General features: G+C 43.4%; 21 protein-coding genes. 8 read left to right on the forward strand and 13 right to left on the reverse strand.

Annotated elements, in window-relative coordinates; all coding sequences use genetic code 11:
- Window positions 1-99: 99 nt before the first annotated feature.
- Window positions 100-1,323, forward strand: coding sequence for an iron-containing alcohol dehydrogenase (locus tag KIH87_RS00180; protein WP_232359528.1), 1,224 nt, complete (start codon window positions 100-102; stop codon window positions 1,321-1,323).
- Between the two features lie 18 nt (window positions 1,324-1,341).
- Here the strand turns inward: KIH87_RS00180 and KIH87_RS00185 are convergent, their stop codons facing one another.
- Both KIH87_RS00185 and KIH87_RS00190 read right to left on the reverse strand, forming a co-directional pair.
- Window positions 1,342-1,527: a hypothetical protein gene (locus tag KIH87_RS00185; RefSeq protein WP_232359529.1), complete on the reverse strand. Its 186-nt coding sequence runs from the start codon at window positions 1,525-1,527 to the stop codon at window positions 1,342-1,344.
- A gap of 38 nt (window positions 1,528-1,565) precedes the next feature.
- Window positions 1,566-2,036 carry a hypothetical protein gene (locus tag KIH87_RS00190; RefSeq protein WP_232359530.1) on the reverse strand — a complete coding sequence of 157 codons (471 nt, stop codon included), beginning with the start codon at window positions 2,034-2,036 and terminating at the stop codon, window positions 1,566-1,568.
- A gap of 168 nt (window positions 2,037-2,204) precedes the next feature.
- On the opposite strand from KIH87_RS00190, the gene KIH87_RS00195 reads away from it, so the two are divergent.
- Window positions 2,205-2,675 (forward strand): EVE domain-containing protein, encoded by a 471-nt coding sequence (locus KIH87_RS00195; RefSeq protein WP_232359531.1) that lies wholly within the window; start codon window positions 2,205-2,207, stop codon window positions 2,673-2,675.
- Here the strand turns inward: KIH87_RS00195 and KIH87_RS00200 are convergent.
- The 5 genes from KIH87_RS00200 to KIH87_RS00220 all read right to left on the reverse strand — a co-directional run bounded on the left by KIH87_RS00200 (window position 2,672) and on the right by KIH87_RS00220 (window position 6,998).
- Window positions 2,672-3,205 (reverse strand): hypothetical protein, encoded by a 534-nt coding sequence (locus KIH87_RS00200; RefSeq protein WP_232359532.1) that lies wholly within the window; start codon window positions 3,203-3,205, stop codon window positions 2,672-2,674. The genes KIH87_RS00195 and KIH87_RS00200 overlap by 4 nt on opposite strands.
- Window positions 3,206-3,388: 183 nt before the next feature.
- Entirely contained in the window at window positions 3,389-5,131 is a 1,743-nt protein-coding gene (locus KIH87_RS00205) for a DUF885 domain-containing protein (RefSeq protein WP_232359533.1), read from the reverse strand.
- 141 nt (window positions 5,132-5,272) lie between these two features.
- Window positions 5,273-5,599: a DUF1820 family protein gene (locus tag KIH87_RS00210; protein WP_232359534.1), complete on the reverse strand. Its 327-nt coding sequence runs from the start codon at window positions 5,597-5,599 to the stop codon at window positions 5,273-5,275.
- Between the two features lie 120 nt (window positions 5,600-5,719).
- Window positions 5,720-6,427: a TetR family transcriptional regulator gene (locus tag KIH87_RS00215; protein ID WP_232359535.1), complete on the reverse strand. Its 708-nt coding sequence runs from the start codon at window positions 6,425-6,427 to the stop codon at window positions 5,720-5,722.
- Window position 6,428: 1 nt separating this feature from the next.
- Complete coding sequence (locus tag KIH87_RS00220) at window positions 6,429-6,998, reverse strand: TetR/AcrR family transcriptional regulator (protein ID WP_232359536.1); 570 nt, start codon at window positions 6,996-6,998, stop codon at window positions 6,429-6,431.
- A gap of 130 nt (window positions 6,999-7,128) precedes the next feature.
- Between KIH87_RS00220 and KIH87_RS00225 the strand changes: the two genes are divergently transcribed.
- Window positions 7,129-8,760 carry a M28 family metallopeptidase gene (locus KIH87_RS00225; protein ID WP_232359537.1) on the forward strand — a complete coding sequence of 544 codons (1,632 nt, stop codon included), beginning with the start codon at window positions 7,129-7,131 and terminating at the stop codon, window positions 8,758-8,760.
- A 93-nt stretch (window positions 8,761-8,853) separates the two neighbouring features.
- On the opposite strand, the gene slmA is transcribed toward KIH87_RS00225, so the two are convergent.
- From slmA to coaBC, 3 genes are read right to left on the reverse strand one after another with little or no spacing between them, the layout of a single operon-like run.
- A complete protein-coding gene (gene slmA, locus KIH87_RS00230; protein WP_232359538.1) occupies window positions 8,854-9,444 on the reverse strand; it encodes a nucleoid occlusion factor SlmA in 591 nt (196 codons plus the stop codon).
- Between the two features lie 13 nt (window positions 9,445-9,457).
- Window positions 9,458-9,913, reverse strand: a complete 456-nt coding sequence (gene dut / locus KIH87_RS00235) for a dUTP diphosphatase (protein WP_232359539.1) — start codon at window positions 9,911-9,913, stop codon at window positions 9,458-9,460.
- On the reverse strand, window positions 9,900-11,105 hold the full coding sequence (gene coaBC, locus KIH87_RS00240; RefSeq protein ID WP_232359540.1) for a bifunctional phosphopantothenoylcysteine decarboxylase/phosphopantothenate--cysteine ligase CoaBC: 1,206 nt from the start codon (window positions 11,103-11,105) through the stop codon (window positions 9,900-9,902). The genes dut and coaBC overlap by 14 nt, the downstream gene beginning before the upstream one ends.
- Before the next feature lie 114 nt (window positions 11,106-11,219).
- Between coaBC and radC the strand changes: the two genes are divergently transcribed.
- From radC to KIH87_RS00265, 5 genes are all read left to right on the forward strand, one after another.
- The gene (radC, locus tag KIH87_RS00245) at window positions 11,220-11,894 is read left to right on the forward strand and encodes a RadC family protein (RefSeq protein WP_232359541.1); all 675 of its coding nucleotides are present in this window, start codon (window positions 11,220-11,222) and stop codon (window positions 11,892-11,894) included.
- A 235-nt stretch (window positions 11,895-12,129) separates the two neighbouring features.
- The gene (rpmB, locus tag KIH87_RS00250; protein ID WP_232359542.1) at window positions 12,130-12,366 is read left to right on the forward strand and encodes a 50S ribosomal protein L28; all 237 of its coding nucleotides are present in this window, start codon (window positions 12,130-12,132) and stop codon (window positions 12,364-12,366) included.
- A gap of 12 nt (window positions 12,367-12,378) precedes the next feature.
- Complete coding sequence (gene rpmG, locus KIH87_RS00255; protein WP_232359543.1) at window positions 12,379-12,534, forward strand: 50S ribosomal protein L33; 156 nt, start codon at window positions 12,379-12,381, stop codon at window positions 12,532-12,534.
- Window positions 12,535-12,686: 152 nt separating this feature from the next.
- The gene (locus tag KIH87_RS00260) at window positions 12,687-13,139 is read left to right on the forward strand and encodes a hypothetical protein (protein ID WP_232359544.1); all 453 of its coding nucleotides are present in this window, start codon (window positions 12,687-12,689) and stop codon (window positions 13,137-13,139) included.
- Window positions 13,140-13,290: 151 nt separating this feature from the next.
- Entirely contained in the window at window positions 13,291-14,751 is a 1,461-nt protein-coding gene (locus KIH87_RS00265) for a metallophosphoesterase family protein (protein WP_232359545.1), read from the forward strand.
- Window positions 14,752-14,978: 227 nt separating this feature from the next.
- On the opposite strand, the gene mutM is transcribed toward KIH87_RS00265, so the two are convergent.
- The 3 genes from mutM to KIH87_RS00280 all read right to left on the reverse strand — a co-directional run bounded on the left by mutM (window position 14,979) and on the right by KIH87_RS00280 (window position 17,756).
- Complete coding sequence (gene mutM / locus KIH87_RS00270) at window positions 14,979-15,803, reverse strand: bifunctional DNA-formamidopyrimidine glycosylase/DNA-(apurinic or apyrimidinic site) lyase (RefSeq protein ID WP_232359546.1); 825 nt, start codon at window positions 15,801-15,803, stop codon at window positions 14,979-14,981.
- Between the two features lie 246 nt (window positions 15,804-16,049).
- On the reverse strand, window positions 16,050-16,556 hold the full coding sequence (coaD, locus tag KIH87_RS00275) for a pantetheine-phosphate adenylyltransferase (RefSeq protein ID WP_232359547.1): 507 nt from the start codon (window positions 16,554-16,556) through the stop codon (window positions 16,050-16,052).
- 120 nt (window positions 16,557-16,676) lie between these two features.
- Window positions 16,677-17,756, reverse strand: a complete 1,080-nt coding sequence (locus tag KIH87_RS00280; RefSeq protein ID WP_232359548.1) for a glycosyltransferase family 9 protein — start codon at window positions 17,754-17,756, stop codon at window positions 16,677-16,679.
- Between the last annotated feature and the right edge of the window lie 7 nt (window positions 17,757-17,763).

Consider the following 17,763-nt stretch of genomic DNA (forward strand, 5'->3'; position numbering starts at 1 on the left):
TCTTATAAATGATATTGTTAAGTAAATGGTAGTACCAGTTGGGAAAGTCTTCTGTTACTTTAAGCGCAACCTGTAAAACAAGCGCTTTCTGAGGTCGTTATGCCTTTTTCCCTACAAGTCATTTTTTATCGAATTTTGATGGCATTGCTTAGGCTGGTCATTATCTTTATTCCAACACCCAAGCCGACTATCTATTCTGGTTCCGGCTCTGCCAAAAAAATGTGCGCCACTATTGGGCATTTTGGTGCGAATAAGCTGCTGATTGTTACTGATGAGATGCTGGTAAAGTTGGGTCTTATTCAAGGCATTACTGATGAATTGGATTCTCTGGGAATTGAATACACGATTTTCGCTGAAGTAACACCAGATCCAACCTACGATGTGGTTGAGAAAGGCGTTCGCGTTGCTATTGAGCACAAATCAGAAGGCATCTTGGCTATCGGTGGAGGCTCTTCATTAGACGCTGCAAAGGTCATTGCTGCCAAGCTGACCAACCCTAAACCTATCAGTAAACTAACAGGCATTTTGAAAGTAAAAGCGCCTTGTTTGCCTTTGTTTGTTGTGCCAACAACGGCAGGAACAGGTTCTGAAACGACGATTGCGGCGGTTGTGTCGGATCCTGTAACCAATCAGAAAACCCCGGTCATTGATCCTAAATTAGTACCAATTGCTGCAGCTCTTGATCCTTCATTGATGTTGGGGTTACCTCCAGCCATTACAGCAGCAACTGGAATGGATGCATTAACCCACGCGGTTGAATCTTATATCTCCATGCATGCTTCGCCAGAAACAGACAACTATGCATTGGCTGCGGTCAAAATGATCATGAAGAATTTGCCGATTTGTTATGAGAATGGGCAAGATGAACAAGCCAGAGAAGCGATGGCTTTAGCATCTTTTTATGCTGGTGCCGCTTTTACCAAAGCGAATTTGGGTTATGTTCACGCCATTGCTCATCAATATGGCGCGTTTTATCACACACCTCATGGCTTGGCGAACGCCATCGTATTGCCTTATATTTTGGAATATTCAGTACCCGCAGCGAAAGAGCGTTTAGCGGAATTAGCCGTGGCCATTGGTGTGGGTGAGAAAAGCGAAGGTGCTCAAGTGTTAGCTGAAAAGTTCGTTACAGCAGTGAAAAAGCTGAATGAGCAGATTGGCATTCCTGCGACTTTGGATGCCTTAAAAGCTGAAGATATTCCCAAAATTGCGACAGGCGCTTTGAAAGAAGCTCACTATTTATATCCTGTGCCTCGTTACATGGATAGCCAACAGTGCGAGGAGATTATTCACAAGATGGTATCCAGGATCGTATCTGCGTAGCCTCATATCGGTGACTGGTTATGTGCTGTGAGTAGACATAACCAGTTGCATCAATAATTGCCGTAACTGACGTTTGCTGGCATTGTCGGGGCAATGCACATCTTCAACATAAAGCGCCTTGCTGTTTAATAAGTGCTTGAGTGCTTCAACGTGAATATTCAGTGAAATAAAGTTGTCTTTGTTTTGAGTGGAAAAGGCTCGCATAGTGTTCTCCAACGGGTTTCTTCATTAAGTGATAGGTCTTAATGTAATTGCATTGAATGTTGCTGATGAGGATTATGGCGGTAATTGCGTTGCATCATTTCAATGAAGAATTGGGCTCCGTTTTCCAAGGTGTGAATACAGTCTTGCAAACTGGCTGGCAAAGCTCGCTGGGAGGCAATTTCTGCGGCTAGTGTTTTTAACCAGGTTTTGCTGTTTTGCAATGTATTTACTGCATTTTCATATTGTTTTAATCGGTATTGAGTGTCGGCCACAATAACCGACAGAGCGGTGTAAAGCAGGCTGTATTTACTGTAGCGATGGTGCTCCAGATCCATCAATATTTCGGTTATTTCCAGCGCGCAGCCCAAATGTGACAGGGCTTCTTCCCAACGATGTTGAAAGCGCAGTTGTTCGCCTTGTTCTTTTGCACCCTGAATGTGATTAATTGCTTCCTTGGGGTGAAGGTAAACCCATTTTCTGTGAACTGGGCAGAGAAATTGTTGTTGCATAATTGTTCTCAAATTCATTGATAGATGATTTTATTAACTTAATGCAAATGAGAATGATTATCAATAAGTGATTTGGAGAATGTTTCTGTTGTCGGTTCGTGACACGAGCAAGCTTCGTCATTAACCTATGCTAATCTGAGCTGAGCATTGCCATAGATGGAGAAAAATATGCAATATTGGTTATTCAAAACAGAGCCTGATGCATTCAGCATTGATGATTTGGCTGCTATGCCTGAGCAAACTGAGCATTGGGATGGCATCCGTAATTACCAGGCGCGTAACTTTCTGCGTGATCAGGTGAAGCTGGGCGATCAGGTGTTTATTTACCATTCCAGCTGTACAGATGTGGGTATTGTAGGGTTAGCCAAGGTTGTTAAAGAAGGATACCCGGATCATTCACAATTTAATCCTGAATCTAAATATTATGATCCTAAATCAAACCCTGATAATCCGCGTTGGTATATGGTGGATGTAAAATTGCAGCAAAAGTTTGCTAAATTGTTGCCATTGTCGGCGATCAAGTCAGATCCTGAAATAACCGAGTTAGGTTTGGTGAAGAAAGGGCATCGCCTTTCGATCATGCCTGTAAATGAACAAGAAGCCATTCGACTTCTTGCTCGGCTCACAAATCAGGCTTAAGACTGAGGCTGTGGACTATCGGATTTTTTATCTGGTGAACCACCAGAGGCGCTTCCTGGGGCATTGATGTGTTTAATGATATTGCTACATGCATTAACAAAGCTATTAATGTCATTTCTGCTCCAAGGCAACTTCACTTCGTTGGGTAAGGAGGCTACGTATTCACAAATCTTATCGAAGCCTGGGTCGGAGTTAGCGAAACTCTTTTTGGTTGCTTCCGCTACCGACATTCCAAATTCTGAGCAGAGCATGACAACGCGTTCGAACCTGGAAAATAGTGCTTTGGCGCAATTGTAGTTATCGCCATCAATAAGTTTTCTTTTCTGTGCAGCGTCCAATTTTTCCAGTAGCGTTTTTTGGATCTCTAAAGCTAATACATCAACCGACATCAATGCTTGTTTAGCTTGTGAACCTGCTATTTTGGCCTGATGCATGGTTTGTTTTAGCTCACGTTCAATGGCTTGAGCTCGAACGAAGAAGTAGATCAGTATCAAAATCAAGAAACCAATAACAGATAGGGCGATAATCATGGAGATACTCTAATCAATAAAAAAGAAGCGCTAGTTTACTTGAAAGAAAGTCTAACTCAAGGCAAAAGCATAGGTTGTTTTATTGACCTAAAGTTCTTGTTAGGATTCGGTAACTGTATAAGTAACAGACCTTCAAATACTCACCGATAAAACGAGTATTTGAAGGATAAATAATCATTTCAATTATTTGTTTTTCTGAATATACAAATTAATGTTTTCTTCCAGGATGGAAAGTGGAATAGCCCCATGTTCCAGTACGGCCTTATGAAATTCCCTGACATCAAACTTGTCACCCAGTTCTTGTTCCGCCTGCTTACGTAATTTCTTAATGGTGAGTTCACCAATCTTATAAGACAATGCTTGAGCCGGCCAGCTAATGTAACGGTCGATTTCGCTAATAATGTTCAGTTTTGAAAGAGCGGTATTCTCCAGCATAAAGTCAATGGCACGTTGGCGGCTCCAACCTTGGCTATGCATACCGGTATCAACCACTAATCGAGCTGCACGCCACATTTCATAACTTAAGCGACCGAATTCATCATAAGGCGTTTCGTAGAAGTTAATCTCTTTACCCAAATATTCGGAATACAGTCCCCAGCCTTCCCCAAAAGCAGAAATGTAGCCAAAACGACGTACTGGAGGCAGTTCTTCCAATTCCATAGCTAAAGCAATTTGTAGGTGATGACCTGGAACCGCTTCATGCAGTGTTAATGCGGGTAGAGCGTACAGAGGGCGCTCATTTAACGCATAAGTGTTAACCCAGTAATATCCTGGTTCGCTGTCATTGTTGGGCTGAATGTAACGTCCGGTGGTGTATTTCGGTGCAATGCTGGCGGGTACGGGCTCGACGCCATAAGGTGTTCTGGGTAAATGAGAAAAGAGCTTTGGCAGTTTGCTATCAATCTTTTTCGATAGGTATGCTGCATAGCGCATTAATTCTTGCTCTGACTTGGCGTAAAACTGTGGATCGGTACGTAAGAAGTGGATAAAAGCTTTTAGGTCTCCATCAAATTTAACGTCTTCAATTACCTTCTGCATTTCACCGCGAATGCGTTTAACTTCCTGTAATCCAAGCTGATGGATTTCTTCCGCCGTCATTTTGGTGGTTGTGTAATGTGAAACCCTGTTTTGATAATAGGCTTTACCGTTTTTCCATGCATGAGCCGAAATGTCGGTTTTAGCCTTTGGGATATATTCTTCTAATAGGAATGTATGCAGGGTTTGATAAGAAGGGAACACTTTGTTCTGGATAATGTCCCTGGCTTTGTCTTGCAGCGCTTTTTGTTGTTCCGATGATAATTTGGCATTAGAAAATTGAGTAAACGGACGATAGTAACCGCTTTTTTCTGGTTCCATTTGATAAAAATTGGCAACGGTTTCTGGTAAGCCATCCAAAATCGCTTTAGGTTGTGTCATTCCTGTCGCTATACCCTTTTTCAGCCAATGTATCTGTTGCTCAAAATATTCTGGAAATTGAGATAGGCGGGATAAATAGTCCTGATAGTCTTTTTCTGTTTTGAACTGATGAATGCTTGGCAGAAAGGATAAGCTGCTAAAAAAACCCGATTCTGAGGTAAATGGCAGCATGTTTCCGCCAATCTCGTATTCATCAATGTAATCAAGCAAGTAATATTCTTGTACCTGGTAGTTAATCTGCTCGGTACGGCTTAGAGCTTTAAAATCGATGCGGTGAAGGCGTTCTAAAAATACTTTGAATTGTTTGTTATAGGATTCCAAGGTTTCTTCAGATGCATCTGGCAGTTTGTTATTTGATGCTTCAAATCCTCGAATCGTGGCCTCTATAGGATGAACTACCTGCATTTCATATTGATAAATTTCGTCCAATAATTCAGATAACTCTTGTGCCGGTGTGGCGTAGGCTGGAAGCGTTAAGATAGCAAATATACAAAGCAAAAGCTGTTTCATAGGGTTTCATTACTCAGTCATTAGATCTGGGTAATCATAACTCTCTGATTTATATATGGCTATCTTGTCTGCTATGAAAATCGGGAAGCCGTCTTTACAGTCGCGTCCATGCGACACTGGGATTTTAAAGCAAGGTGCGTTCTAATTCTTGGGTGTATAGATTGGGCGAGGGAACTGCGTCACTTTGTCATTGAGTTCAGTGATCTTGGCGGTGCCTTGTTTTTTCACTTCGTCGATTTTCAATACACTGTGTAGGGGAATGAATGTTCGGTTTACGTCTGCGAACTCAGACTTAAGCTTTTCGTGACTGGGGTCGAGCACTATCGCTGTATGTGTATCCCAGACAAAGTCTGCGATTTCTATAAAACCAAAGAGGTTACTTTGCGACACTTCATGAACATACAACTCATAGTGTTCACCGTTGTTCATGAACTCAATACGATATAACGGTTTTTTCGACGCACTCATTGTTGATTTACCTGCCTAACAAAAGTTAGAAGCGACTTGTTGATATTGAAATTCAGGGCCGCATTTTAGCGACCAATGACTGTTTCGCCAAGTCTTTCAATGGCGCATTTATTGTCGTTTTTATCGAGAGAATAACTTGCCCAAAAGCCCGCTTTTTTCGGGTTTATTTGCTTGGATCGCTAATTGCCAGATATCTTTTAGCATGTCTCGTGATGTGGATGGAAAATCCGGTGTAATCACATGCATGCTGGAAGACTGTAATACTTTGGCAATAGGTTCAAGTGGATGGGATACCTGCCATAATCCTAACAGGGTTGCGTAGCTACGCATTAGTAAAGGGGCAATCTGGGAGTGCGTTAGCAACTTGGTGTTATCTCCCAGTGAATGGCTGACTTTGTTGATCTCCAGTCCTAAATGATTCTTGTGATGTAGCAGGATTTTACTATCGACATTCGGTTCAATCACACTGCTACTCATGCAGGCAAGCTGCAAAAAAATAGGGTTGTCTTGCATGTAAGTGCAGGCTTTATCCAGCAAGCCGAACAATGCAATGGTATCCAGATTTTGCGGTTTATTACCCTGCTTTTTGATATCGAAGATGCTTAGCCATTCCAGAAAATGTGTTTCAATAATTGCCAGAAAGATCTCTTCTTTGCTTTTGAAGTACAAATACAGCGCACCTTTACTGATATCACAATAGCTACTGATTTGGCTGGTGGTGGGAAGTGAGGTTGGGTTAGCCTTGAATAGTGTAGCTGCTGCTTCAAGAATGCCGTGGCGTCTAGCTTCTTTTGCTTTGGCGTTACGTGCTCGTTTGAATTCTGCCATGTTATGCTGCCAAAGGATCCAGTAAAGAGTTAACGGCCAAATCCAGTTCGTCTGTGTGACCGGCTAAAATAGCGGTTACAGCGAATCCCTGAATGTAGTTGCACAACTGCAATGCGCTTGCTTCAATATTGATAGTGTTTTTCACTTGCCCTTGCTCCACGGCTTTTTCAAGACAGCCAATAAACCCTATTTCCAACCTATCCAGGTGATGCCTGCCAATCTCTCTAATTTTTTCGTCATCGAAGCCTAATTCTGTAATGCAGTTCACCAGTAAACAACCCCGGCCTTTAACTATTTCAATATATTCTTTGAAAAATTGGTAAATGGAAGGCAGTCCATGGTTGGCTTCAAGATGAGAAAAAATGGGATTGAGTTGAGTGCTTTGATAGTGGTCTAGCACTTTATATAAAAACGATTGCTTACTACCAAACTCCATATAAAAACCGCGTCGGTTGAAGTCGGTTCGAGCAATGATTTCATCCATGACCGCACCATTATATCCATGCTCCAGAAAAATCTGGATGGCGTCAGACAATACATCTTCTACGTTATATTGGGCTTTTCTGGCCATAATAATTCCCGAAGAATAGCTATTCTTTGAGCATAATGAATAAATACTCTCAGTCAAGCTGGAAAATTAACCTTGTATCGCATAGTGTTGCTCCACCTAAGACACGCCCTAACACTTGAGAGATTTTATTATGGAGCGGTTAATACCATATTTTCTTGGCAGCTTTTTGGCTTTTGTTTTGTCAGTACCATCGGCCTTTGCTGCACCAGAAAAGGCGAATCTGGAAGCTATTAAGGCGCATTTATGGATGTTGTCACATGACGAGTTACAAGGACGAGATACTGGCTCCCCTGGGCATGAAATAGCATCTTTGTACATGGCATCTCATTTTCGTCAGTTTGGTTTAAAGCCCGCTGGAGATAATGGCACTTATATGCAGCGCATTAAATTCAGACAGTCATTTCTGGATCAGGCTTCGCCCAAACTGTCGTTTACTGCTCAGGGTGAAACGGTAGAACTGAGCTTTCCCAAGCAATATATTGCCAACCCCAGTGCTGATTATGAGCAAGCCGAAGTGCAAGGAAAGCTGGTGTTTGTTGGCTATGGAATTGTGGCTCCTGAATTAAAGCATGACGATTATGCAGGGCTTGATGTAAAAGGAAAAATAGTCGTGATGTTGTCTGGCAAGCCGAAGTTTTTCCCAAGCGAAGAAGGAGCACATTTTGCTTCAGGAAGTCAGAGGTCGCATTATGCCGTAGAACGAGGCGCTATAGGCATAGTTACCTTGAGCACGCCGACAGCAGAGTCTATTCGACCTTATAGTCGCTTGTTGAACCAGCTTCATACACCAAATGTACGCTGGTTACACGACGACGGCACACCCGATAATACGTTCCCGCAAATCAAAAATTCGGCATACTTTAGTCGTGAAGCGGCAGAGATGTTGTTTAAGAACGCGCCTCAAAGCATAGAGTCTATTTATGCTCAGTTGGAGCAAGATGAAGTACCGAAAGGATTTGAGCTGGACGTTGAGCTGTCGATGTCCACAAAAAGCGAATTTAAAGAAATTACCAGTCCTAATGTGGTTGCTTTGTTAGAGGGTAGCGATCCTGAGCTTAAGAAAGAATATGTCGTGTATAGCGCTCATACGGATCACATTGGAATCGCTAAATCTGTGAAGAAAGACCGTATCAATAATGGTGCGATGGATAATGCTTCTGGTATGGCGGTAATGTTGGAAACGGCTCGTTTGTTCAGTCAAATGCCAAGACCAAAGCGCTCACTTCTGTTTGTTGCTGTTACAGGTGAAGAGAAGGGATTATTAGGATCCAGCTATTTTGCCAATAATCCAACGGTTCCAGTTGAACAAATCGTAGCCAATATTAACCTCGACATGCCTGTACTGCTTTGGGATTTTGCTGATGTTATTGCGTTTGGTTCAAACCACAGTGATTTAGCGAATTCAGTAAGTAATGCCGTGAATAAATTAGGGTTAACCTTAAGCCCTGACCCTTGGCCTGAGCAGGCTATTTTCACTCGTTCTGATCACTATAATTTTGTTAAGCAGGGAATTCCGTCCGTGTTTTTGATGCCTGGGCTGAAAAGTAAAGTTGAAGGTGAGGATGGTGCTAAGTTGTTTGCTGGTTTTTTCCGTGATCACTACCATTTGCCTAGCGACGAGTTTAGTGACGCATTTAATGACAATGCTATCTTGAAATTTACCCAAGTGAATTTGCTGGTGGGTGAAGAAGTGGCGAATCAAGACAAGCGGCCGGCTTGGAATGACGGTGATTTCTTTGGTGAGACTTTTAGTCGTAAGTAACCGTAGATAGTCGTCATGAGCAGGTATTAGTTACAAAAAAGCCCCTGTTAAGAAGATGTCTTCAGGGGCTTTTTCAATTCAGTTTGTTATCTATTATTCAAAAAAGCGACTACGAATAAACTGCCATTGAGCTGAAAAATTCTCGGTCGGGCGATGCGCAAATTCAGAGCGTACAAATTGGCTAATGCGGCCATCAACAAAGCAAATCAGGATATTGGCGATATGTGCTTCATCGGCTGGTAGAGATTTGCCTTCACGCAGCTTTCTTTCGCGCAAAATTTGCTTCATTTGAGTCTCAAGGCGCTCGAATAGCTGAGCAATTCGGGTGCGCAGTCTTTCTTGCTCGCCTTGCAACGCATCACCGTTCAGAATGCGGCTAATACCTGGATTCTTCTCTGCAAATCCAAGGATTAAATGCATGATATGTTGGCAACGAACCGCGGTGTCTTTTTCATCTTCGAGGATTTTATTGATGCGGCTGAATAACGTATCTTCAATAAACTCAATAAGTCCCTCGAACATGCGGGCTTTGCTTGGAAAGTGTCGATATAGCGCTGCTTCAGACACGCCCACTTCCGCGGCAAGCTTGGCAGTGGTAATGCGTTGTCCGTGGTTTGCTTCCAACATGCTGGCTAGGCATTGAAGAATTTGTCCACGGCGGTTGTTCTTTTTAGTCGCTGGCATAGTCTTTCCTGAATTAATGGGTTCCCGAGGAGCCAAAGCCACCTTCGCCTCGTTCGCTATTAGTAAAGTCTTGCACCACTTCAAAATGTGCCTGAACAACAGGCATGATGACTAATTGGGCAATTCGTTCACCGGGTTGCATGGTAAAGGTTTCTTGTCCGCGATTCCATACTGAAACCATTAATTCTCCCTGATAATCGGAGTCAATGAGTCCGACTAAATTACCTAAAACGATGCCTTTTTTATGCCCAAGTCCTGAACGTGGAAGGATGGTGGCGCATAATCCGGGGTCTGCAATGTGAATGGCTAGCCCGGTTTTGACCAAATGTGTATGTCCGGGTTCTACCACGAGTGGCGTATCAAGGCAGGCGCGTAAGTCCATACCTGCGGAGCCTGGAGTTGCATATTCCGGTAAAGGAAACTCTTTACCGATTCGAGGATCCAGAATTTTTACGTCAATTTTGTGCATCGTTAAAGTGTTCTGATATTAGTTGTAATAATTGTGTTGCCAAAGTTAATTTGTCAGCTTTATCAAGCTGGATATCGCCTGATTTCCAAAATACATGTAAGCGATTGTCGTCGCTATTAAATCCGATGTCTCGCTGTGATACATCGTTCGCCGCGATCATATCGAGTTTCTTGCGCTGTAGTTTGTCTTTTGCGTACTCACTTACATTTTGCGTTTCTGCTGCAAAGCCGACGGTAAATGGGCCGTCTTTCAGCGCGGCAACAGACGCTAGAATGTCTGGATTGCGCACAAAAGTTAATGTGAGCTCTATGTTACTTTTCTTTATTTTATGGTCAACTGATTCTGTTGGCCTGTAGTCTGCCACGGCGGCGCAGCCAATGAAAATATCGCAATCTTTGATATCTTTCATGACGGTATTCAGCATATCTTCTGCAGTGACAACTTTATGTAGTTTATCTACATTCGGCGCAGTAATATTTACCGGGCCGGATACCAGCGTTACCTCTGCGCCCATGAGTTTTGCTGCCCTCGCTAGAGCATAGCCCATTTTTCCAGAACTGTGATTGGTGATATATCGAACGGGATCAATATGTTCTCTGGTTGGCCCTGCGGTGATGGTGATGCGCTTGCCTTTGAGAATGGGATGGGTGATGACCTTTCCCAGTTCACTGACCAACTGCTCGGGTTCCATCATCCTGCCGGGGCCGACTTCACCGCAAGCCTGTTCACCCTGATCCGGACCAAAAATGCCAATGCCTCGGGTTTCCAGTATCTGCATGTTTTCTACCGTGGCACTGGCAAACCACATCTGTTGATTCATTGCGGGAGCAATGTAAATCGGAGCGTTGGTTGCCAGGCATAAGGTGCTGAGTAGATCATCTGCCAAGCCGTTGGCCAGTTTGGCGATGAAATTGGCCGTGGCGGGAGCAACGAGCAGAATGTCTGCCCAGCGCGCTAATTCTATGTGCCCCATTGCGGCTTCGGCGGCGGGGTCGAGGATATTATCTGAGACTGTGTTACCCGACACGGCTTGTAGCGCTAACGGGCTTACAAAAGACTTTGCCGATTCGGTAACGACGACTCTGACGTTAGCTCCCTGAGCTTTTAATTTACGTACTAAATCAGGCGTTTTATAGGCTGCAATGCCGCCGGTAATGCCCAAAAGTACGTTGAAATTTTGCAATGATGTCATAACTGTCTTGCAAGTTGGTCTGCGTTAATGAGCCACAAGACTAACATTATTGACCATAGTCTGCTCTTTTTGCTAAGGTAATTTTTCACATTTTACTATCAGGGAAGGATAAGAATGAAGATCAGTGATTGGCCTGAGCATGAAAGGCCGCGTGAAAAGTTACTTATGCAAGGAGCTAGCACCCTCTCAAATGCAGAGCTTTTAGCGATATTTCTCCGTACCGGTATTCCCGGTTATTCAGCCGTTCAACTGGCAATGCACTTACTCAATCAATTCGGTTCGTTAAATGCGCTTATGTCCGCTGACGCCACTTCTTTTTGTTCAATCAAAGGGCTGGGGAAAGCCAAGTATGCGCAATTGCAGGCGGTAATGGAGTTGTCTCGACGTTATATGGAGGAGCAGCTACGTAGACCCACGCAGTTTAAAAGTGTTGCCGACACCAAACGTTATCTGAGTAGCCAGTTACGACATGAGAATCGGGAAATCTTCGCCGCATTACTGTTGGATTCTCAACATCAATTTATTCGCTATGAAGCCATTTTCAAAGGCACTATTAACAGCGCCGCAGTATATCCAAGAGAGTTGGTGAAACTGGTATTGGATAACCATGCTGCCGCGGTGATCCTTGCGCATAATCATCCCTCCGGGGTGGCAGAACCAAGCGCTGCCGACTTTGATATCACTGAAAGAATAAAAGATGCGCTGCAACTAATTGATGTTAAAGTGCTGGATCATATTGTAGTCGGTAAGAGTGAATGTACTTCCTTCGCCCAGAGAGGGCTCATTTGATGGCTGCAAGGAGCGGTTAAAAAGGACTTCAATACAAATTTTTCTTGTGTCTAGAGGTTTTTTACTGTATAAAATGCGCCCTCTTAACTTAGAGTCGGTTTAGGCGTGAGAGGGGCATTATCGTTACTTTGATAATGATTAATGCACAAGATAAAGCTAAGCAGCGTATACATTAGCTGAGCCATTAGTGATGCGTCTGAACCGCTAGAATACAGTCAAATTGGAGACAAATATAATGTCCAGAGTATGTCAAGTGACTGGCAAGCGTCCTGTAGTAGGCAACAATCGCTCTCACGCGAACAATGCTACTCGTCGTCGCTTCTTGCCAAACCTACAGTCTCACCGTTTTTGGGTTGAGAGTGAAAACCGTTTTGTAAAATTGCGCATTTCTACTAAAGGTATGCGTATTATCGACAAGAAAGGCATTGATTCAGTATTGTCTGATCTTCGTGCCCGTGGCGAAAAAGTGTAAAGGAAACGAGTTATGCGCGATAAAATTAAATTAGTGTCTACTGCTGGAACTGGTTTTTTCTACACCACAGATAAAAACAAACGTAACATGCCGGGCAAAATGGAAATCAAAAAGTTTGATCCTAAAGCTCGTAAGCACGTTATGTTCAAGGAAGCAAAAATCAAGTAATTTGCTGGTTTTGTCTCCAGAAGAACCCGGTTTTGGCCGGGTTTTTTGCGTTATCAATTTTCAATATTTTCATTTCATTTGCCTGCCCCATTGCACACCTCGGTTGCTGGCTTTATCATAATTTTTCTTTTAGCTATTGGTAATTATTCATCATGTTTAATTTATCTCAACGAGCATGGAATAATGTCATCATCTTTGCCATGTTATTGATGGTGTATCTTTTTTCCATAAGTAATAAGTTGCTCGTAGAAAATAGCGATAATACGGAAATACATTTCTTACTGCCTGAGCATAGTATTATTATGCGAATGGAGTTTGCTGAAGTAACGCTGGAGCGAATAGGGCGAAGCTGGCGTACAAAAGGCAGCGATAGCTGGTCAATGGATCGACTACAGTCTCTTGTATATCAATGGCAGCATCTGGTTGTGCATGAACAAGCTGGCATTGAAATGAAAGATCCTTATATCGTCACCATGCTTTTGGCTGGTGAAGATAAATCTCGTGTTTTTCAACTTTTCCCTCTTAATGGCGGAGTCTTGATCAACAGTTCCGGAAAAACGGTATTTGTTGCTGATACCTCTCTCGAAGATCTGGTTCCTCAATAACTGATATGTTTCGTGATCCCGATGCAGGATCAATCTATAGGCGCTGAATTTTCATAAGTGTCAGAAACAGTTAAATATTTTTCCTGTTCAGGGAGGAAACTTTCATACTTTATGCCATACTCTGTGCTGAACAAGGCATGGGAGAATGACTATGAGGAATTTATGGAGTGCAGTCGTGCACGATGTTGGGATCGATTATGCGAATGTATGGATTGGCACGCTATACCCAGATTTGCGCAAACCAGATAAAGTAGTGATTGAGTTACTGGATGAACGCGACAACGTATTGCAAATTAAAGAAATACTAAAAGAAGAATGGCTACGTCCATTTCGACATTTACCTCAACGTTTTTATCAAATTATTTCCTTCACTGAACTAAATGCCGTCACGCGATATCGAGCGCGAGTGATGGAATATTCCAATGTGGAAACATCGCGTCCTTATTTAATAGAAGCTCAATTTGACACACTTGGCCATTCACTTAACGATTATCCGGAAGGGTTAAATATCGCGATAGGTAGCTGTTTCTCAGAGCAATACGACGGAGGTTCAGTCTCGCGTTCTTATGAAGCGTTATACAATGCTGGAATTGCAGATAAAAGCCCCCACTTCACGATTTTAATGGGTGATCAGGTGTATCTGGATGTAGGATTGGATTCTCTTAGTATGGAAACACGGGAAATCAGAGAGCGTATCGCTCGCGATTATGCGCAGCATTGGAATGCCTTAAGTGGCGTGCTCCGCAACGGTGGCACCTGGTTTTTGTCAGATGACCATGAATTTTGGAATAACTACCCTTTTTATAAAAGCTTAAATCCCTTTACGCAGGCCTTAAGAATCGACAAGGTTCGTAATATCTGGACGCAAACGTCTCGCGATGGTGTGCATAATATTCAGAATTTAAAACCCGTTCGAACCATAAATCTTGGCGATGATTTGTCTGTATGTATGGCTGATTTTCGTAGCCTGCGCACAGAAAAAAAACTGCTACCTGGTCAGTATTTCAAATTGATCCTGGATTGGCTTGCTGAGTTAAAAAGTCCGGGTGTATTGGTTATTTCTCAGCCTTTGATCGACGCTGTTGGTGAGGGGGAAGAACGCAGAGTTACGAATTATGAACAATACGATCAACTGCTCAGAGCCATTGCCAGTGCGCCACACGATGTATTAATTTTGGCGGGCGATCTTCATTGTGGGCGTATCGCCTCATTCCAGTTTGAACCCAAACGTGAAGGCCAAACAGTAGGTCGAGTAATGCACGAAGTCGTAGCATCGCCTCTTTCTAACTTAAGCGGGCCTACCAGTGGCATAGCGTGTCGAACCATGTCGAAATCCAGTCGCCCGAGCACTTTTCCACCAAGGCCAATTTCAGGTATTAAAACGGATAAGGTGATTTATCCTAAAAACTGGATTGTTTCTACCGAGTTTAGCTTGCGTGATATTCGCTATTTGAAAACGCGCACCAAAGAGCACTTTACCACGCTGAATTTCCTTAAAACTGAGCAGGGTATTGAAGTTCGCGTTCGCCCCTGGCGAGTGAGGGAAACCGTGAAAAGCACAGGTTTACCAAAACAAGACTTTCCTGAACCGGTTGTTTTGCGGATGAGTTAGGGGAGTGGATAACTCTTGGGTTAGATCACTTTTCAATTGCCAATTCTTTAACGGTATCGACGTCGCCCTGAACTTGTTTCAGGGTCTCTGTAAACTATCCAGAGATGCTGATATTCATCAGCATGACGAGTTGTAGATAAATAAACACTTTCGTCATTACCGCGAAGGCGGTAATCCATAACCATTGAAGTGGGAACGGAGACCTTGTTGTTGGCTATCTACTCCAATCACCCCTGACACTTAGGGCAATAAACCGAGCTTCGGTTAGACAGCTTTATCTCTTTCAACACACTTGCACACTTGGGGCATTCTTCGCCTTTTTTGCCATACACCAATAGCTGTTGGGCAAAATAGCCGGGTTTGCCGTCACCGCCAACGAAGTCCTTCAATGTTGTGCCGCCTTGTGCGATGGCGCGTTCCAGTATGGTTTTGGAAGCTTGTACAAACTTGTCGTAGCTGGCTCTGCTTACTTTTCCTGCTTCTTTGTTAGGTCTGATGCCGGCTGTAAATAAGGCTTCGGTGGCGTAGATGTTGCCAATGCCAGTGACGACTTTCTGATCCATTACGAACTGCTTTACTGCCGTTTTCTTATTACGTGAAAGTTGCCACAGGTATTCAGCATTGAATTCGTCGGTGAGTGGTTCTGGGCCTAATCCGCTGAGCAGTGAATGTTCGTAGGGCTTTTCTCCAAGCCATAGCACACAGCCAAAACGTCGGGGGTCGCAGTAGCGCAATGTCGTCCCGTCTTGAAATACGATGTCTACGTGATCGTGTTTTTGCACTGGCGCCTCGGAGGCAACAATTCTCAGATTGCCCGACATGCCCAAGTGAATCATCACAGTGCCATTATGTTCACCTTCAAAGTGACAAAGCAGATATTTGGCTCTGCGCTCCACATTCTTTAGCGTGGCATTGTTGATTAACTGTGCCAGGTCAGAAGGAACAGGCCAGCGTAGCGATGGTTGGCGTACAACAACCTTGCTCACAACTTTATTTAACACATGAGGACGCACACCGTTTTTGGTGGTCTCGACTTCTGGAAGTTCAGGCATTAGTTAACCCCAACTTGGGATAAGGAAGTGTTTTGAGATGGCTATTTTTAGCGACTTCTTCGTTAAATTTACTTGCAATAGACTCGCTATTGACGCGTAAATTTGCCTCAAATTCACAATAAAATATCTCATCTCAAAGTATTCTAAATGGCCGGTTTTGAACATTTCTAAATAATTCTATCTATAACAACGGGTTAATTGTTTTAATCACCACGTCTTATCCCGAGTAGGGGTTAAATTACTTAATTACTTTTTCTGTTCTTTTGCTGCGCGTTCGGCGAACTTGTTGAGTAGCGCTTGCTCTACAATCGGGTGACAGAATTCATTCACTCGGCCTCGATGCATTGCCACTTCTTTAACCAGCGTTGAAGAAATAAAGGAATTCTCTTCGGCTGGTGTTAGAAAAACGCTTTCCAATGCTCTATTCAAACGGCGATTCATGTTGGCGAGCTGGAATTCATACTCGAAATCCGATACTGCGCGAAGGCCACGAATAAGAATGTTGGCATTTTGCTCTTTAGCGAAATCCGCAAGAAGACCTTTGAATCCGATAACTTCAACGTTATCCAGATGTCCGGTGATTTTTTTGATTAAATCGACTCGTTCTTCAAGAGTAAAAAGAGGTTGTTTGCTAGGGTTAGACGCAATGCCTACGGTAACGTGATCAAAGAGTTTTGCGGCACGTTCTATAAGGTCTGCATGACCGTTAGTAACGGGATCAAAAGTGCCGGGATATATCGCTTTATTGTTCATAATTGCTTGTTAATTGGCAGGGGACTAACTTAACGGGCTACTACTGTACAGTAACATGACGTCACATGCCACTGGTCGGAGTAATGAATTACCCATGAAATTATTCATTCGAGGACTAAATTATTCATCTAGTGAATGTAGCAGGCTTTCCATCGCCTGTGCTATTTCTTCTAATGGAATATCGCTAACTCGCGATGCACCGTAAATAACCTGACTTGCATGGGCTGGGCACCAGTGTGCGGCAGCTTTTCGCATTAGCACCACTTGCGGTACACCAAGCCCAGACGCCAAATGCATAATCGCGGTTTCTACCGTGAGCACCATATCACTGAGCTGAATAAGGGCTGGCAGTTGGAAAAAGTGATTCGTGGCGGTGAACACCTCGATATTGAGGTTGACGAGCTCGGGAGCGAGTTCTACCTGATCCTGAATGTTTTCCAGTTCTGCTGGTGGAACATTGAGTATGTACAGGCATTCAGGATGGCTTTTGTTTATCTTTGCTAGTAGCTCAGCCAGTGTGTCCCAGGGAAGGTCGCGGCGATGATTGGTGGATAAGTGGTTAATCAGTACAACGCGCGTTGGAACGGTGAGTTCTAATGCTTCCTGATGCCTGGATTTTAAGTTTGATAGCCAGCCATTCATTTGTTCCAGATGTTCTTGGGGAACAATCAGTTCCTTTACCTGAATATCTTCGGCGATTTGTAAGCCGAACAAGTTTTGAAAATTTTCTCGATAAACCTGATTTATATGGCCTCTGGATTCGCTAGAGCTGTCTTCATCATCAAGCCTGATATAAGCATCCAATTTTCGAAAGGCGAGGGCTTTTTTCAGCCATTTTTTCATGGGTTGAGTTTTGGTTCCCACGATAAACGCCTTTGCTGAAATTTTACGTGCAATTTGCGCGAAGTTCTCAGAACGCACTCGCGCCATAAATACGATGATGTCGTAATCTTGTTCCTGCGCTTTTTTAATCAGCTTATTGCGTTCTTCCTTACTGCCAGCAATGGGGTAAATATCGTGAATATGCTCTTCTGTTTCCAGCCATTGGCATAAGGTTTTATTGCGTCCGGCGTGCCAAGATTTAGGACGTGAACGACAATCATCGATCCAGATATCAATGTTTAAATGAGGATATTGGCGCTGCAACTCTGCTAAATAAGTACGTTGGTAGTAGTAATCACCAATGGCTAAGTGAGTCATGTAGAGG

It is taken from the genome of Paraneptunicella aestuarii (assembly GCF_019900845.1).
GTDB classification, from domain to species: domain Bacteria; phylum Pseudomonadota; class Gammaproteobacteria; order Enterobacterales; family Alteromonadaceae; genus Paraneptunicella; species Paraneptunicella aestuarii.

Bases quoted from the DNA above. Each gene is read 5' to 3' on its own strand.
- dut (WP_232359539.1), bottom strand. From the start codon at position 9,913: ATGCACAAAATTGACGTAAAAATTCTGGATCCTCGAATCGGTAAAGAG.
- KIH87_RS00215 (WP_232359535.1), bottom strand. From the start codon at position 6,427: ATGGCAGAATTCAAACGAGCACGTAACGCCAAAGCAAAAGAAGCTAGA.
- KIH87_RS00210 (WP_232359534.1), bottom strand. From the start codon at position 5,599: ATGAGTGCGTCGAAAAAACCGTTATATCGTATTGAGTTCATGAACAAC.
- KIH87_RS00200 (WP_232359532.1), bottom strand. From the start codon at position 3,205: ATGATTATCGCCCTATCTGTTATTGGTTTCTTGATTTTGATACTGATC.
- coaBC (WP_232359540.1), bottom strand. From the start codon at position 11,105: ATGACATCATTGCAAAATTTCAACGTACTTTTGGGCATTACCGGCGGC.
- KIH87_RS00195 (WP_232359531.1), top strand. From the start codon at position 2,205: ATGCAATATTGGTTATTCAAAACAGAGCCTGATGCATTCAGCATTGAT.
- KIH87_RS00280 (WP_232359548.1), bottom strand. From the start codon at position 17,756: ATGACTCACTTAGCCATTGGTGATTACTACTACCAACGTACTTATTTA.
- coaD (WP_232359547.1), bottom strand. From the start codon at position 16,556: ATGAACAATAAAGCGATATATCCCGGCACTTTTGATCCCGTTACTAAC.
- KIH87_RS00205 (WP_232359533.1), bottom strand. From the start codon at position 5,131: ATGAAACAGCTTTTGCTTTGTATATTTGCTATCTTAACGCTTCCAGCC.
- rpmG (WP_232359543.1), top strand. From the start codon at position 12,379: ATGCGCGATAAAATTAAATTAGTGTCTACTGCTGGAACTGGTTTTTTC.
- KIH87_RS00265 (WP_232359545.1), top strand. From the start codon at position 13,291: ATGAGGAATTTATGGAGTGCAGTCGTGCACGATGTTGGGATCGATTAT.
- KIH87_RS00185 (WP_232359529.1), bottom strand. From the start codon at position 1,527: ATGCGAGCCTTTTCCACTCAAAACAAAGACAACTTTATTTCACTGAAT.
- KIH87_RS00225 (WP_232359537.1), top strand. From the start codon at position 7,129: ATGGAGCGGTTAATACCATATTTTCTTGGCAGCTTTTTGGCTTTTGTT.
- slmA (WP_232359538.1), bottom strand. From the start codon at position 9,444: ATGCCAGCGACTAAAAAGAACAACCGCCGTGGACAAATTCTTCAATGC.
- KIH87_RS00180 (WP_232359528.1), top strand. From the start codon at position 100: ATGCCTTTTTCCCTACAAGTCATTTTTTATCGAATTTTGATGGCATTG.
- KIH87_RS00260 (WP_232359544.1), top strand. From the start codon at position 12,687: ATGTTTAATTTATCTCAACGAGCATGGAATAATGTCATCATCTTTGCC.
- KIH87_RS00220 (WP_232359536.1), bottom strand. From the start codon at position 6,998: ATGGCCAGAAAAGCCCAATATAACGTAGAAGATGTATTGTCTGACGCC.
- KIH87_RS00190 (WP_232359530.1), bottom strand. From the start codon at position 2,036: ATGCAACAACAATTTCTCTGCCCAGTTCACAGAAAATGGGTTTACCTT.
- radC (WP_232359541.1), top strand. From the start codon at position 11,220: ATGAAGATCAGTGATTGGCCTGAGCATGAAAGGCCGCGTGAAAAGTTA.
- rpmB (WP_232359542.1), top strand. From the start codon at position 12,130: ATGTCCAGAGTATGTCAAGTGACTGGCAAGCGTCCTGTAGTAGGCAAC.
- mutM (WP_232359546.1), bottom strand. From the start codon at position 15,803: ATGCCTGAACTTCCAGAAGTCGAGACCACCAAAAACGGTGTGCGTCCT.